The organism is Enteractinococcus coprophilus (genome assembly GCF_006716305.1).
Classification (GTDB): Bacteria; Actinomycetota; Actinomycetes; order Actinomycetales; family Micrococcaceae; genus Yaniella; species Yaniella coprophila.
Genome location: NZ_VFOU01000001.1, coordinates 460791 through 474392, shown reverse-complemented (window position 1 = coordinate 474392; position 13602 = coordinate 460791). Strand labels below are relative to the sequence as shown.

12 protein-coding genes are annotated in these 13602 nt (G+C 56.9%); 7 read left to right on the top strand and 5 right to left on the bottom strand.

Going from position 1 to position 13602, the window contains the following annotated elements:
* Positions 1 to 60 precede the first annotated feature (60 nt).
* Complete coding sequence (locus tag FB556_RS02205) at positions 61 to 1266, top strand: aromatic ring-hydroxylating oxygenase subunit alpha (protein WP_141864341.1); 1206 nt, start codon at positions 61 to 63, stop codon at positions 1264 to 1266.
* Positions 1267 to 1340: 74 nt separating this feature from the next.
* Here the strand turns inward: FB556_RS02205 and FB556_RS02200 are convergent, their stop codons facing one another.
* From FB556_RS02200 to FB556_RS02190, 3 genes are read right to left on the bottom strand one after another with little or no spacing between them, the layout of a single operon-like run.
* Complete coding sequence (locus FB556_RS02200; protein ID WP_141864339.1) at positions 1341 to 2327, bottom strand: ABC transporter substrate-binding protein; 987 nt, start codon at positions 2325 to 2327, stop codon at positions 1341 to 1343.
* A 44-nt stretch (positions 2328 to 2371) separates the two neighbouring features.
* Positions 2372 to 3661, bottom strand: a complete 1290-nt coding sequence (locus tag FB556_RS02195; protein ID WP_246057162.1) for a cytochrome P450 — start codon at positions 3659 to 3661, stop codon at positions 2372 to 2374.
* A gap of 12 nt (positions 3662 to 3673) precedes the next feature.
* Positions 3674 to 4633, bottom strand: coding sequence for a PDR/VanB family oxidoreductase (locus FB556_RS02190; RefSeq protein WP_141864337.1), 960 nt, complete (start codon positions 4631 to 4633; stop codon positions 3674 to 3676).
* A gap of 101 nt (positions 4634 to 4734) precedes the next feature.
* Between FB556_RS02190 and FB556_RS02185 the strand changes: the two genes are divergently transcribed.
* The gene (locus FB556_RS02185) at positions 4735 to 5595 is read left to right on the top strand and encodes an IclR family transcriptional regulator (RefSeq protein ID WP_141864335.1); all 861 of its coding nucleotides are present in this window, start codon (positions 4735 to 4737) and stop codon (positions 5593 to 5595) included.
* On the opposite strand, the gene FB556_RS02180 is transcribed toward FB556_RS02185, so the two are convergent.
* Together FB556_RS02180 and FB556_RS02175 are read right to left on the bottom strand one after the other, a co-directional pair.
* Positions 5592 to 6932, bottom strand: coding sequence for a phenylacetate--CoA ligase family protein (locus FB556_RS02180; protein ID WP_141864333.1), 1341 nt, complete (start codon positions 6930 to 6932; stop codon positions 5592 to 5594). The two genes, FB556_RS02185 and FB556_RS02180, sit on opposite strands and share 4 nt — an antisense overlap.
* A gap of 44 nt (positions 6933 to 6976) precedes the next feature.
* Positions 6977 to 8344, bottom strand: coding sequence for an MFS transporter (locus FB556_RS02175; protein WP_141864331.1), 1368 nt, complete (start codon positions 8342 to 8344; stop codon positions 6977 to 6979).
* A 278-nt stretch (positions 8345 to 8622) separates the two neighbouring features.
* Here FB556_RS02175 and FB556_RS02170 point away from each other — a divergent pair, with 278 nt between their 5' ends.
* From FB556_RS02170 to FB556_RS02150, 5 genes are all read left to right on the top strand, one after another.
* Complete coding sequence (locus FB556_RS02170) at positions 8623 to 9174, top strand: GNAT family N-acetyltransferase (RefSeq protein WP_141864329.1); 552 nt, start codon at positions 8623 to 8625, stop codon at positions 9172 to 9174.
* A 351-nt stretch (positions 9175 to 9525) separates the two neighbouring features.
* Positions 9526 to 10551 carry an ABC transporter permease gene (locus tag FB556_RS02165; RefSeq protein WP_141864327.1) on the top strand — a complete coding sequence of 342 codons (1026 nt, stop codon included), beginning with the start codon at positions 9526 to 9528 and terminating at the stop codon, positions 10549 to 10551.
* Positions 10551 to 11324 (top strand): ABC transporter permease, encoded by a 774-nt coding sequence (locus tag FB556_RS02160; RefSeq protein ID WP_141864325.1) that lies wholly within the window; start codon positions 10551 to 10553, stop codon positions 11322 to 11324. Before FB556_RS02165 ends, FB556_RS02160 begins: the two co-directional genes overlap by 1 nt.
* A gap of 89 nt (positions 11325 to 11413) precedes the next feature.
* Positions 11414 to 12271 carry an ABC transporter ATP-binding protein gene (locus tag FB556_RS02155; protein ID WP_141865285.1) on the top strand — a complete coding sequence of 286 codons (858 nt, stop codon included), beginning with the start codon at positions 11414 to 11416 and terminating at the stop codon, positions 12269 to 12271.
* Positions 12272 to 12447: 176 nt separating this feature from the next.
* Complete coding sequence (locus FB556_RS02150; protein ID WP_141864323.1) at positions 12448 to 13449, top strand: ABC transporter substrate-binding protein; 1002 nt, start codon at positions 12448 to 12450, stop codon at positions 13447 to 13449.
* Positions 13450 to 13602 lie beyond the last annotated feature (153 nt).

The window sequence follows — 13602 nt, the reverse complement described above, 5'->3', positions numbered from 1 at the left end:
ATTTTTTGCACCTGTTGGTGCTTATTCGTCATGCCCGGAATACCCCAGAAAGGCTTACCGATGATCATTGACTCCCTGGATGCTCCACTTCCTGGATCCTCCTTGTTACCTACCCCAGGCGGAGACGTGTACACCGATCCTGAAACCTTCCGTCTTGAACAACAGAATATTTTTGAAACCATGTGGAACTGCGTCCTTCGTGTTGACTCCCTGGCCAGTGCAGGGCAATGGAAGAGGGTGACCGTCGGACGCGAAGAGCTCATTGTGGTCCGTACACGCAAAGCCGGGATTCAGGCGTACTACAACGTGTGCCGACACCGCGGCATGCGGGTCTGCACCACCGACGAAGGCAAAAGCAGAACTCTAAAGTGTGGCTACCATGCCTGGACCTATGCACTTGAAGGCGAGCTTGTTGCGGCACCGAATCTGACCTCGATGCCGGACGTGGACCGTCAAGAATACGGCCTCAAGCCAGTGCACGTGCGCGAATGGTTGGGCTATGTTTGGGTCTGTCTAGCTGATGAACCACCGTCATTTGAAGAAACCGTGCTCGGGGAGGTGCGCACGCGGTTTGGTGAGGTGCAGTCGATTGATAACTACGGTATCGAAAACCTCAAACTTGGCGAATCCAAAACCTATGAGGTCGAAGCGAACTGGAAGTTGATCATCGAAAACTTCATGGAGTGCTACCACTGCGCGACGATTCACCCGGAACTGACCGAGGTCATCCCGGAATTCGCAGACGGGCTGGCATCTCAACGCAAGAACGGTGAGATTCACGGAGCAAGCTTTGGTAGTGATATCGAAGGATTCACGGTCGACGGTTCCAGTGGCGTTGCGGAGCTACCTGCGATTGCGCCCGGCCAGGAACGCAAATACTACGCAATCACCGTCAAACCCCAGATGTTTATCAATACGGTCCCGGATCATGTCATTATCCACCGGATGTTCCCACAGTCGGAATCTAAGACCATCGTGGTCTGTGACTGGTTATTCTTACCCGAGGTCGTGGAACAGGATATGGATATCTCGAAGTCGGTGGAATTATTCCACCGCGTCAATCAGCAAGACTTTGAGGCGTGCGAATTGACCCAGCCGTCCATGTCGTCCAAGGCCTACACCCGGGGTGGGGCCCTTGTTCCCAGTGAGCACCATATCGAAGAATTCCATCAGTGGTGGCACGAGACGATGGGATACAGGCAACAGCCTGCCGCTACTGACAGCCCAGTGAAAGCTTCTGCGGACGCCGTCATAGCCGAGCAGTGAGCTAAATCCGAGGGGAAGCGACCGCAGTGCGGCGGTCGCTTCCCGTCACATGCGCTACCCCGTGGTCTAGGCAGTTACTCGACGACCAAGTCGGAAACTTTCAAAGGACCAGACGTGATGCCGTATTTCTCCATCAAATCTGCGCCGTATTGGAGTGCATCCACATTCAGCTCGGTGTCGTAGTGCGGCAGCGTGAGTTCTTGAGCCACGCTTTCATCAATTTCGGTGTATTGCGGCACGAGCTCTAAGTGCAGCTCGTGGTTGCCTTGCAGGTCTTCTGACGACTTTGCAAGTGCGTCTTGGAAGGCCGCGAGAACATCAGGGTTTTGTTCGGCAAATTCTCGAGTGGTAACCCATCCACCCACCGGCATATCTGCCGCGGGTCCAGCGAACATATCCCCGATCCGCTTCAGACCGGACTGTTGTGAAATAGTCTGGAAGGGCTCCACCTGCCAAATCACATCGACGCTTCCGTTCGCCACGGCAGGCGCCATATCCGGGTTGGGCATTTCCACCAGATCCACACTGTCCGGGCTGAGACCGAGATCCTCCAGCTGAGCGTATACGGAGACGGTGCCGATATTTTGCAGGTTATTGACGGCAAAGCTCTTGCCTTCAATATCGGCGAACTCTTCAATATCAGAGTCTTCGGCGACGAAAATGCCGTGATCATCTTTAGCCACGTCATTACCCGAGACTAAAGCGACCGGCAGACCCTGCTCAGCTGCCAGCAGGATTGAGGTGTAGTTGCTATAGAGAATATCCACATCTCCAGAGATCAGCGACGGGATCGCAGCAGCCCCGCCTTCTGTCTGCATCAATTCCGCATCGATTCCGGCATCTTCCAGGTAGCCGGCCTGGTCCGCGTGGACGATTGTTGAGGTGTGTACGAGCGGGAAATAGCCAACGTTGATGGTGTCTAGGCCACTTGACCCAGCGCTTTGGTCGGTGTCATCGGAAGCACTGGAGGTCCCACAAGCGGATAGCACTAGCGCACTGACGGCTGCGGCACCGAGGAACATCGAGCGTTTTTGGGCAGGACGGGATGGTGAGATGGTCATAGCAGACTCCGTATTTGGTAATGAGAGCGATTGTGCTCGGTGATCTAGGCGGGAACGAAACGGATCGGCAGGGAGTCCCAGCCAATGAGCGTGTTGTTGATGTGGCGTTGTGGCGGTGCGATGAATTCGATGCGCTCGACGCGTTCGATGAGGGCCTCCATAACGCAGGATGCTTCGAGTCTGGCCACGTGTTGGCCCACGCACTGGTGGACTCCACTGCCAAAAGCAAGGTGACCCGACGGATCCCGCGTCAGATCGAACGCATCGGGGTTCTCCCACCGTCGCGGATCGCGATTAGCTGCACCCAAAAACATCAAGACTTTCTGGTTCTCAGGCAGCGTGGTTCCACCGATGGTCACCTCGGTTGTTGTGGTCCGGAAGAACGTCTGGACCGGGGACTCGAGTCGCAAAGCTTCTTCGAACACTCGACGCACCAGTTGCGGATTCTCTCGCAGGCGAGCGTACTGATCTGGATTCGACGCCAGGTGGTACAGCACCGCGGAAATACCGTACACGGTGGTGTCGACGCCTGCTGTCAGCAGTGACCTGACGATCAATGGCGCTTGTTCCTCGGTGATGTGTCGTTGATCGGCAGCGCGCCAGATGTCATCACCAAAACCATCCTCGTTGAGGGCTTCACGTGGGCATTGGTTGCCAATCCACTCGAAGACCGGACCGATGGTCTCGAGATCATCGGTGACAAGGCGGTTGCGGGGACCAAAAGCATTGAATGCGAAGTTGCCGTAGGGTAGCAGGTTTGCCCGCCCCTCCTGTTGCAAACCGACCGCATCGGGAAAGACGCTCAGCGGATACACTTCAGAGATTTCGGTTACCGCATCCAGTTCAACGGCGCCGTCGTTACTCACGGTAGTGCCGTCGTTCAAGAGCCCGCCAAGCAGCTCGTGTGCTGTTTGACGCCATTCATCATGGTAGCGCCGCAGCTTTCGAGCACCCAAAATCTTCTCCAACGCGGCCCGGGGCGCATCATGTTGTGGCGGATCGGCTTCTAACAACAACGACGGCGCTCGCCAGGGCTTCTCGGAGTTAAAGTTTGCCAGGCCGACACCGGCAGCACTGGAAAAATGCTGCCAGTTTTCTAAGGTCTCGCGCACCGCATCGTAGCGTGCGACGGCATAAATGTCGTAGGCGGGAATGTAGACGACGTCGCCGTCGGCTTCGCGCAAGCGTTCATGCATGGCATAGGGGCTGGCCAAGGTGGCTTCATCGAATGGGTCCACGTCCATAACGGGTGCTTCAATGCGCTGTTCAGCTGGCTCGTCGATGGCGGCTGGCATGCCGGAAAATGGGCAGCGAGCGGTTGAGTTGATGGTCATCGGGGTAGCTCCTTAGAGATCGAGAACCAGGCGTTTGGACAGGGCGCGGGAAACACACGGGAACATGCAAGTATTGGCGGCGCGTTCGTCGTCGTCGAGGATCGCGTCGCGGTGATCGATTTCGCCGGAGACGACATCAACTTCGCAGGTGCCGCACACGCCTTTTGAACACGAGGTGATGACACTGACTCCGGCTTGAGATAGTGCGTCGATGACCGGGGTGGTTCCCAGCGCGTTGATGACTTTGCCGCTCCGGTAGAGCTCGATTTCGTAGGGTTCGGAGCTGACTGTGGCATCGGCAAGGGTGTTGGTAAACCGCTCGGTGCGCAAGAAGTGCTTGGGCAGGTCAGGGCATTCCTCGGGAAGAGCTTCCAGCATGGTCTCGGGGCCGCATGCATAGACCATGGTGTCTTCGGGCAGGTCGCCCAGCCACTGGCGGATGGAAGCCCGCCCGTTGTCAGTACTGGTGTGCATGGTCACGCGTCCGGGATAGTGGTCTGCAAGATGGCGATACGCCATCCGGTCTGCGGTTTTGCCCAAGTACAGCAGCTGCCATTCGAGGTTGAGTTTTTCGGCTTGTTCGATCATCGGTAAGACTGCGGTGATCCCGATCCCGCCGGCGATAAACCGGTAATGCTGAGCCGGTGCTAGGCGAAAGTTGTTGCGGGGGCCGCCAAAGCTGACGACATCTCCGAGTTGGACGTCTTCGTGGATCTCCACTGATCCACCGGTGCCGTCGTGCTCGCGTTGCACCGCGATGCGGTACTGATGTGGCGTCCAGCGATCCCCGCACAACGAGTACTGACGGATCTTACCGCTGGGCAAAACCACGTCGATATGGGCACCCGGTGCCCAGTCGGGTAGGCGGCTGCCATCGGCTCGCTCCAGCACGAACTCAGTGACGCTTGTGGAACGCTGAATCCGGTCGACGATCACGAGTTGGTCGGTCCGCGTCGCAGTCTGCATCGCCATGGGTTCCCTCCAAGGTGGGAATATTCAACGAATGGGAGCAATTGTGACACCGCTCACCTAGAATGTGGAGTGAGTTTTCCAATCATCGGAAATGAGGGAGCATGCCGAAGCAGCGTCAGGGAACACCGGTGTCGATGTTGGCACGTCAGCTTACGATCCTGGATGCTTTCGATGCCGGAACAGCGTTTCTCACGTTGTCCGAAATCGCCGAGCGCAGCGGTTTGCCCATGACAACCACCCATCGACTTGTCGGCGAGTTAGTGGAAGAACGCATGTTAGAGCGGTTGCCAGACCGTTCATATCAACTCGGGTTACGTTTGTGGGAGCTGGCAGCCCGTACGCCACGAGCCATGGGCTTGCGCGAAATCGCCTACCCGATGGTGCAGCTAGTGCAGAACCAAGTACGCCAACATACACAGCTTGGCGTCGAAGGTGGCTATGACGTTGTCTATCTAGAACGGATGTCTCGGTCGGATGCTGTAGTGAATGCGACGATCGTCGGTGGGCGGATCAGTCTTGGTGCTTCGGCGATCGGACATGTTTTGTTGTCCGATCGCCCCAAAGAATTTCTCGCGGAGGTCGTGGAATCAGGCATTCGGCGCTATACCGATAAGACCCCGCAAACATTTGCCGAGCTGCTGGAGCTCGTCGAACGAGCGCGCGAGGTGGGCTACTCGATCGCCGAGGGGTTTATTCATCCTGCAGCACGTGGCATGGCGGCGCCTATTTATGGTGCCGACGGCCAGGTACTGGCCGGGCTAGGTGTGGTTGTTCCCTCGGGCGGGCCGGTGGATATGCGCATTGTGGAGCTGCTCCGCAGGGCGGCGCGCGGTGTCAGTCAGCAGATGCGAGCCGCTTATATCGACCCGAACCACCCAAATGCCTTACCGGGTGCGAAATTCCGGGTGCTGATCAATTCGTCGAAAAGCTCCATGGAGTATTTCGACGAGGACGGCTCTTAGAGCGCTCGCAGATCATAGATCCGCCGCAGTTTTCCGGACGAGCGCGCCAGGGTATCTGGCTCGACGACGTCGATATTGCACGAACATCCAATCCGATCTTTGATGCGGGCCCTGAGTACTTGCCCGCCGGCTTCCGCTTCGGCCAGCGAAGCCGTAGCGCGACGCTCGATTTTGATCGTGAGTTCATCCATCCGGTTCGGCCGCGTGATTTCCAACAGAAAATGTGGAGACAACGCATCAATCTCCAAGGCGAGTTCTTCGATCTGGCTGGGGAACAAGTTGACACCGCGCAGAATGATCATGTCGTCCGAGCGCCCAAGAATGCGATCCATGCGACGGTGACCTGCACGAGCCGTGCCAGGTCGCAGCGTGGTCAGGTCATGAGTGCGGAACCGGAGAATCGGTAAGGCTTCGCGGGTGAGGCTTGAAAACACCAGTTCCCCGGATTGGCCGTCCGGCAGCACCTCAGTCGAGATGGGGTCGATGATTTCCGGATAGAAGTGGTCTTCCCAGAGGTGGCAGCCGTCTTGGGTTTCGACAGCTTCACCACCCATGCCGGGGCCCAGAAGCTCGGACAGCCCGTAGATGTCGCAGGCTTTCATATCGAATAGGGACTCGATTTCTTCGCGCATCCCCTCCGTCCATGGTTCAGCACCCAGCACGCCATACTTCAGCGAGGTATCTTTCGGATCAATGCCCGCTTTTACGAAACCATCGGCAAGGGCTAGCAGGTAGGTGGGAGTGCACAAAATGACGTCGGGCTTCAGATCGGTGATCATCCGGATTTGTTTCTCCGTCTGACCTCCCGACATCGGAATGATGGGGCAGCCGAGCCATTCAGCGCCGTTGTGAGCGCCCAGTCCACCGGTGAAGAGTCCGTATCCATATGCGTTGTGGATGACGTGACCGGGTTGCACACCTGAAGCCCGGAATGATCGGGCCACTAACGAGGCCCACATTTTTAGGTCATTGGCGGTATAGGCCACCACCGTCGGTTGGCCGGTGGTTCCTGACGAGGCGTGAATGCGGCGAATGTCCTTCATAGGCACAGCCAGTGCTTTGAGAGGGTAGCTGGCTCGTAAGAACGCTTTGTCAATGTAGGGGAACAGCGTTATATCGTTTAGCGAGGTGAAATCGTTTGGGTGCACGCCGTGGTCATCGTAGAGCTGCCGATACGCCGGGACGTTGTTGTATGCGTGGTGGAGGGTCCAGCGAAGCCGCTCATATTGCAAATCTTGGATTTGTTGGCGGCTGTAGTGCTCCTCTGGGTCCCACATGCTGGGGTCTTCAGGCGGTGTGGGAACAGCCCACGGGTGTGAAAGGTTGAGAGGGGTCATCTGGATCCTTCGCGGTGCGGTCGTGATGAGAACATGACATGAACTTAACTTGTGGCCAGATCTGTTTCCGGAGCCTCATCGGACGTGAGGTCCCCGTGGTCTTCATCGTGGAGATCACGGCCTTCGATGGTTTTGGGAACGAGGCGGACTGCGATCAGCGATACGAGCGATATCGCGGCAATATATAGACCGATCATCCAGGATTTTCCGGTTGCCGTCAGAATCACCTCGGAGATCATCGGTGCAAACGCCCCGCCAATGATCGAACCGAATGCGTACCCAATAGAAGCACCCGAGTACCGAACAGACGCCGGGAACATCTCGGCATATAGTGCTGACTGTGGTCCGTATGACGGGCCAAGCCCAACGGTGAGTAGAAAGATCGCCAGTGTGAAGAGGGCAAGCGAGGCCGTATCGAGCAGGAACCACATGGGGATAGACCAGATGACGATCCATCCGTAACCGATCGTGAACGTGGTGCGTTTTCCGATCTTGTCACCCATCCAGCCACCCAACAGCGTGAAGATGAACCAGCCGACCCCGCCCACCAGGGAGGCGATGAGCGTTGCGGAACGTTCCATGCCTAATACGTTGGCGCCGTAGGCCGCGAAGAATGCGATCACCAGGTAACCGGCAGCGTTATTGCCCGCGAAAATCAGTGCGGCTAGGATGACCGGACGCTTGTGGCTGCGCATCAGTTGTCGCAGCGGAGCCGCTGATCTCTTCTTGCGTTCTTGCAGCTCTGTAAAGACCGGTGACTCGGCAACTGCGCGGCGGATCAGATACCCAATGAGGATCAGCACGACCGACGATAGAAACGGAATCCGCCATCCCCAAGCCATGAACTGTTCTTCGGTCAGACTGGTAGTAATCAGGAACATAAATCCCGTGGCAAGCAGCATGCCGATCGGGACACCGATCTGTGGTGCCGAACCGAACAACGACCGTCGGTCACGAGGGGCATGCTCGACGGACATGAGAGCCGCGCCACCCCACTCACCACCCGCTGAGAAGCCCTGCATGATGCGCATCACGACCAACAGAATCGGTGCGGCTACACCGATTGAAGCATAGGTCGGCAACAACCCAATGATTGTGGTCGCCGCACCCATGCCAACTAGCGTGAGCACAAGCATCAGCTTGCGTCCGTATTTATCGCCAAGATGCCCGATCACGATGGCGCCTAGCGGACGGAAGAGGAATGAAATACCAACCGATGCCCACGAGACGATCTGGGCAAGTGCGGCATTATCGGTCGCTAAGGGTTCGAAAAAGAGCGGTGCTAGAACGAAAGCTGCCGCTTGAGCATAGATGAAAAAGTCATACCATTCGATGGTGGTGCCAACGAGCGTGCCGGCTAAAACACGACGCTCCTCGGCGCGTTTCCTCGAGTCAGAAGTTGATGCGCTCATGGGGTTCTCCAAGGATGTGACGGATGAACTACCGACCGCTCAGCGCGTGTTATGAGAACTCTTACGTTATATACCCGATGCGACAACTTGTGAACTGAACGATCGGCATGGCACGACATCGACATATGCTATGCCGTGCTTCACAATATACGCCGCCTCGTGCCAAGGGTCCAGACATTTGGCAAGATAGAACTGTTCGTTGCCGAGGCTAGCCCCTGCCTGACGTGCACGTGTATGCTGCAAGGCAATGTATCCGACAATGCTCTAAGGAGTCAGCCATGCGGCGCACTGGTCATCTTTGGCGAACACGAAGCGAGCGAGACGGTTCACAGGAAGATCAGGCGTCCATTCGAAGAGTGTTAGAAGCCGCCTTCGGGACGGACGCAGAAGCTAACCTGGTCGACGACCTGCGCCAGGACAAGGAACACTGGATCCCGCGATATTCGGTGCTCGGCTTTACCGCCGCGATTCCGGATTCAGAATTCGAGACCACCGCTGCTGCTCACGCATTGCTCCACCGATGCATGATCGATGGTCAGCCCGGTCTCATGCTCGCCCCTACCGGTGTATTACCTCAGCATCAAGGCGAGGGCGCCGGGTCAGCCGTCATCGAAGCAGCCATTGAGTTAGCGCGAGAAGATGGGGAGCCCTTCATTCTTGTCTACGGCTACCCGCGTTTCTATCCACGGTTCGGATTCCGTGCCGCGTCGGAAGTTGGTATCACAGCGGACTGGGCAGCAGAAACCCCCGCCCTGCAAGTGCTGATCCTAGATAATCATGCCACCCTGCCGACAGGAAAAGTTCAGTTGCCGTCCGCCTATGGAATATAGGCGCATGGTGCGGCCCTAGTAAGCGAGCGTGCTGCAGGCCAAAGAAGTAGCACGCTCGTCTGGGTCATGGGTCGTCTTGAGGCGACATTCCAAGGGTCGGTGTGGAGTAGACCTCAGGTCGTGCAAAGTTTTCTAGCCCGTTTCTTGTCTGAGTTATATGCTGAGATCTGTAGGTTCATTTCGCCTGCCTATCTCTATGCCAGTAACCCTTGATCTCTAGAATAATTGAGTACTTGAATCATTTCTGGCTGCGGGTTATTCTTGTTCAACGTGGCGCACTTCACACATCCTCACCTTGATGAAGCGACGGCACACCTAAACCTCAACTTGCACACGTAGTGGAGACAACACATGACAGAACGCGACCCTTCAAAGGGGCCTGCGCCGCACGATGACGAGGCGGTGGGACGGGAGCGACAGGTTCGCGACCTGCACCGGCTGGAAACGGGTGGCTCAGACGATAATTTCCCAGCGGGGTATCGAGTCGCTAGCTTAGACACCTCAACGCGACCGGATCCTGGCGCGCCGGCGGTGTCGGTGGCGCAACGCGGTGCGACCGGTCGGCGCACGAGCACCGGGCGGGCCCGCGCGGTCCGGCAACGACGTCGGACCTGGGCGAACCGGCTGTTAGGCCTGGCCGGGATTGTCTTATTCCTGGTGGCCTGGGAGCTGTTGCCCCTGCTGGGTATTGTCGATGGCCGGTTTATGCCACCGGCCTCGGCGGCGCTGACGGACCTGTTCGCCAAGTTTGGGGATTCAGTATTCTGGATTGCGGTGTGGGATACGCTGCGCGCCTGGTTCCTGGGCATGGTCATCGCGGTGGTCTCAGCTGCAGTGTTAGGGTTTTTGATTGGCTCGTCGCCGTTTTTGCGCAAATTTACGAACTCCACGATTGAATTCTTACGCCCGGTGCCCTCGGTCGCGTTGATTCCGTTGGCCGTGTTGGTCTTTGGTGTGGGCATTGAATCCGCCCTGTTGCTCATTGTCTATGCCTGCTTCTGGCAGGTGCTCATCCAGGTCCTCTATGGGGTGGCCGATGTGGATGTCGTGGCGATGGATACTGCCAAGTCCTATGGCATGGGCACTTTCGCGCGGATCCGGTATGTGGTCTTTCCGACCGCGTTGCCGTATTTGATGACCGGGATCCGCCTGGCCGCAGCGGTGGCGTTGATTCTGGCCATTACTGCTCAGTTGATTATTGGGACCCCCGGGTTGGGTGCTGAAATTGCTCGCGCCCAATCGGGTGGCGCCTATGTGTCGATGTATTCGCTGGTGTTAGCAACCGGCCTGTTAGGCGTGATTATTAACATCATCTTCCGTGCTATTGAGCGTCAGATTTTGTCGTGGCACACCTCGATCCGCTCGGAGGTCAAATAATGCGGTATGCAAAGAACTTTCTCTACATTGTTGGCCTGCCCGCGCTGTTACTGATCGGCTGGGTGCTCTGGTCCGCCCAATCCACCAGCTTCTTTGTCCCCACCTGGGAACAAATGACCAACGCATTTTCCACCACCTGGACCTGGTCGCGCATGACCACCGACGTCTTCCCCTCCGTGGGACGGTTGATCGCCGGCATTATCGTATCGATCATCCTAGGCATCGTGGTGGGATTGCTGGTCGGGTCGTTTAGGTGGTTGCGCCAGTTGATGGAACCCACCATGGAGTTCTTCCGGGCCGTGCCACCGGTCGTGTTGATTCCGGTGTTCATGCTGCTCATCGGCATTGGTGACGACATGAAAATCGCCGTCATCGTACTGGGTGCAGTCTGGCCGATTCTGCTCAACACGGTCGAAGGTGTTCGCTCGATGGACGAGGTGCTCTCGGATACCTCTCACACCTACCGCATCTCTGGGGTGGCTCGAATTCGCTACCTCATCTTGCCTTCCGCCATGCCGCAAATTATGGCCGGGATCCGCCAGTCACTGTCGATTGCGCTGATTCTGATGGTTATTTCCGAAATGTTCGCCTCCTCGGCCGGGCTGGGCTACACCATTATCCAATTCCAGCGCTCTTTTGCCATCCCAGAGATGTGGTCGGGCATTGTAGTGCTGGGGCTGATCGGTGTGATCATGTCGTTTATCTTCCAAATCGTCGAACGCAAAGTCCTGGCCTGGTACCACGGCCAACGAGAAATGGAAAACGCCGGCTAAGTCCCGTGCATACTGAAGTTTTTGTAAAGGAAACACCAACCATGACAACCTCACCTGAAGAACACACCCCGGTCATCAACCAGGGCACCATGGCCGATACCCCCGATGGGCACATCCCGGTGGGTCATACCCTGCCCGAGGGTGAAGCCCTGCTCTCAGTGCGGAATCTGAAAAAGATCTATCACACCGACGGCGGTGACATTGAAGCCGTACGCAACCTGACCTTTGACCTACCCAAAGGCGAACTAACCTGCCTGGTCGGGCCCTCAGGGTCGGGGAAAACCACGTTGCTCAAAGCCATCTCCGGACTCTTAGAACCCACCGCTGGTGAAGTGAAGCTGGCCGGCAACCTCGTCACCGGGCCACCCAAAAACATGGCCGTGGTGTTCCAGGAATACGGTCGGTCGCTGTATCCGTGGATGCGGGTGCGCGAAAATGTGGAACTGCCACTGAAGGTCGCGGGTATGGACAAGGCCAAGCGCAGCCAGCTCGTCGATGACGCCCTGGAGGCTGTCGGGTTGGATCACGTGCCACGGTCCTACCCGTGGCAGCTCTCCGGCGGTATGCAACAGCGCGTGGCCATCGCCCGCGCTGTGGCCTACCAACCCGAAGTCTTACTCATGGACGAACCCTTCGCGGCCGTCGACGCCCAGACCCGCGCTGACCTCGAAGACCTGGTGCGCCGCGTGTGGAAGCAACTCGGCGTCACCGTCCTGTTCGTCACCCACGATATTGACGAATCCGTCTACCTGGGCTCCCGGGTAGTCATCTTGTCCTCGTCACCCACGATCGTCCAACAGGACATCAAGATTGATCTGCCCGACGAACGCGACCAACTCGAAACCCGCTCCTCGGCGCGCTTTGCCGAGCTCCGCCACCACGTCTACGAACAAATCCAATTAGCCAAACAAGGCTTCCGCCCCGACGCCGCCAAAGCCCAAGTCTAAAACTCCACCAGCCGCACGCACCGCGAGGACTCCGCAACAGGGTCATCGCGGTGCGTTCGCCGTATCGGTGGAAAGTTGGTTCGCGAAATCATTGACGTCACCATGTAAATCCGCATAACCTTATGACCTACCTCACCTTTTGCGTGAGGTTCACACTTTCCAATGAGGAGTACAGAATGAAAAAACGTGGAATCCGCGGGAGCCTTATCGCCGCTGCGACGGCGTCACTGCTGGCGCTGACCTCCTGCGGTGGGGGAGACGATGCCCCTACTGAAACCGATCAAGAAGCGACCCAGTCAGGCGGCGAGCTCACTGAGATCTCAGTTGGCGTTATCCCGATCGTCGATGTTGCGCCAATCTACTTAGGTGTTCAAGAAGGCATCTTCGAAGAACACGGCCTCGACGTTGAACTGACCCTTGCCCAGGGTGGCGCCGCGATTATTCCGGCCATCCAGTCGGGCGACTTCGATTTCGGTTTCTCCAACATCACCTCGTTGGTTATCGGTAAATCCCAAGGGCTGCCACTGCAATTGGTCGCACCTGGACCACAGACCACCGGTGAAGCTGGCAATGACTTCTCCTCGCTGTTAGTACCGGAAGACTCAGATGTTGAGTCGATCGCAGATCTTGAAGGCAAACGCGTCGCCGTCAATACGCTGAACAACATCAATGACACCGTGCTGAAAGAAGGCATGCGTCAAGCCGGTGGGGACCGCGACTCCATGGATCTGGTGGAAGTAGCCTTCCCGGATATGGGTGCTCAGCTGGAGTCCGGCAACGTTGATGCGATCATGGCCGTTGAGCCGTTTGCGACCCTGGCAAAGAATGCTGGCGCTAAGGAAATCTACTCCCCCTACGCCGAGCCGATTGAAGATCTGATGATCGCCGGCTACTTCACGAACACTGACAAGATCGAGAGCGATCCAGAGTTGGTCGATTCTTTTGTTGCAGCCGTGAAGGAATCCCAGCAGTACGCAGAGGATAATCCTGACGCCGCCAAAGAGATCCTTTCGGAATACACCGAGATCGAACCCGAAGTCGTAGAGCAACTCCACATGCCACGCTTCCCGCAAGAGGTCAATCGTGAATCCACGGAACGCATCATCGAATTGTCGGACGAAACCGGACTCATTAACGAAACCGTCGACATTAATGACCTGATCTACGAAAGCAACTAACTCATAGCCATCCCCGGCTGCACATGGCAAAAGACCACCTGCGATGCATTTATCGCAGGTGGTCTTTTCGTTGACAAAAAGAATTATTGCGAAAGGCATTGCAAACTACCTATGGACATAGATAGTATGTGATGTGCGACATCGATTTGCTCG

Excerpts from the sequence above, each read along its gene's own strand:
- FB556_RS02205 (WP_141864341.1), top strand. The coding sequence starts at position 61 with ATGATCATTGACTCCCTGGATGCTCCACTTCCTGGATCCTCCTTGTTA.
- FB556_RS02200 (WP_141864339.1), bottom strand. The coding sequence starts at position 2,327 with ATGACCATCTCACCATCCCGTCCTGCCCAAAAACGCTCGATGTTCCTC.
- FB556_RS02195 (WP_246057162.1), bottom strand. The coding sequence starts at position 3,661 with ATGACCATCAACTCAACCGCTCGCTGCCCATTTTCCGGCATGCCAGCC.
- FB556_RS02190 (WP_141864337.1), bottom strand. The coding sequence starts at position 4,633 with ATGGCGATGCAGACTGCGACGCGGACCGACCAACTCGTGATCGTCGAC.
- FB556_RS02185 (WP_141864335.1), top strand. The coding sequence starts at position 4,735 with ATGCCGAAGCAGCGTCAGGGAACACCGGTGTCGATGTTGGCACGTCAG.
- FB556_RS02180 (WP_141864333.1), bottom strand. The coding sequence starts at position 6,932 with ATGACCCCTCTCAACCTTTCACACCCGTGGGCTGTTCCCACACCGCCT.
- FB556_RS02175 (WP_141864331.1), bottom strand. The coding sequence starts at position 8,344 with ATGAGCGCATCAACTTCTGACTCGAGGAAACGCGCCGAGGAGCGTCGT.
- FB556_RS02170 (WP_141864329.1), top strand. The coding sequence starts at position 8,623 with ATGCGGCGCACTGGTCATCTTTGGCGAACACGAAGCGAGCGAGACGGT.
- FB556_RS02165 (WP_141864327.1), top strand. The coding sequence starts at position 9,526 with ATGACAGAACGCGACCCTTCAAAGGGGCCTGCGCCGCACGATGACGAG.
- FB556_RS02160 (WP_141864325.1), top strand. The coding sequence starts at position 10,551 with ATGCGGTATGCAAAGAACTTTCTCTACATTGTTGGCCTGCCCGCGCTG.
- FB556_RS02155 (WP_141865285.1), top strand. The coding sequence starts at position 11,414 with ATGGCCGATACCCCCGATGGGCACATCCCGGTGGGTCATACCCTGCCC.
- FB556_RS02150 (WP_141864323.1), top strand. The coding sequence starts at position 12,448 with ATGAAAAAACGTGGAATCCGCGGGAGCCTTATCGCCGCTGCGACGGCG.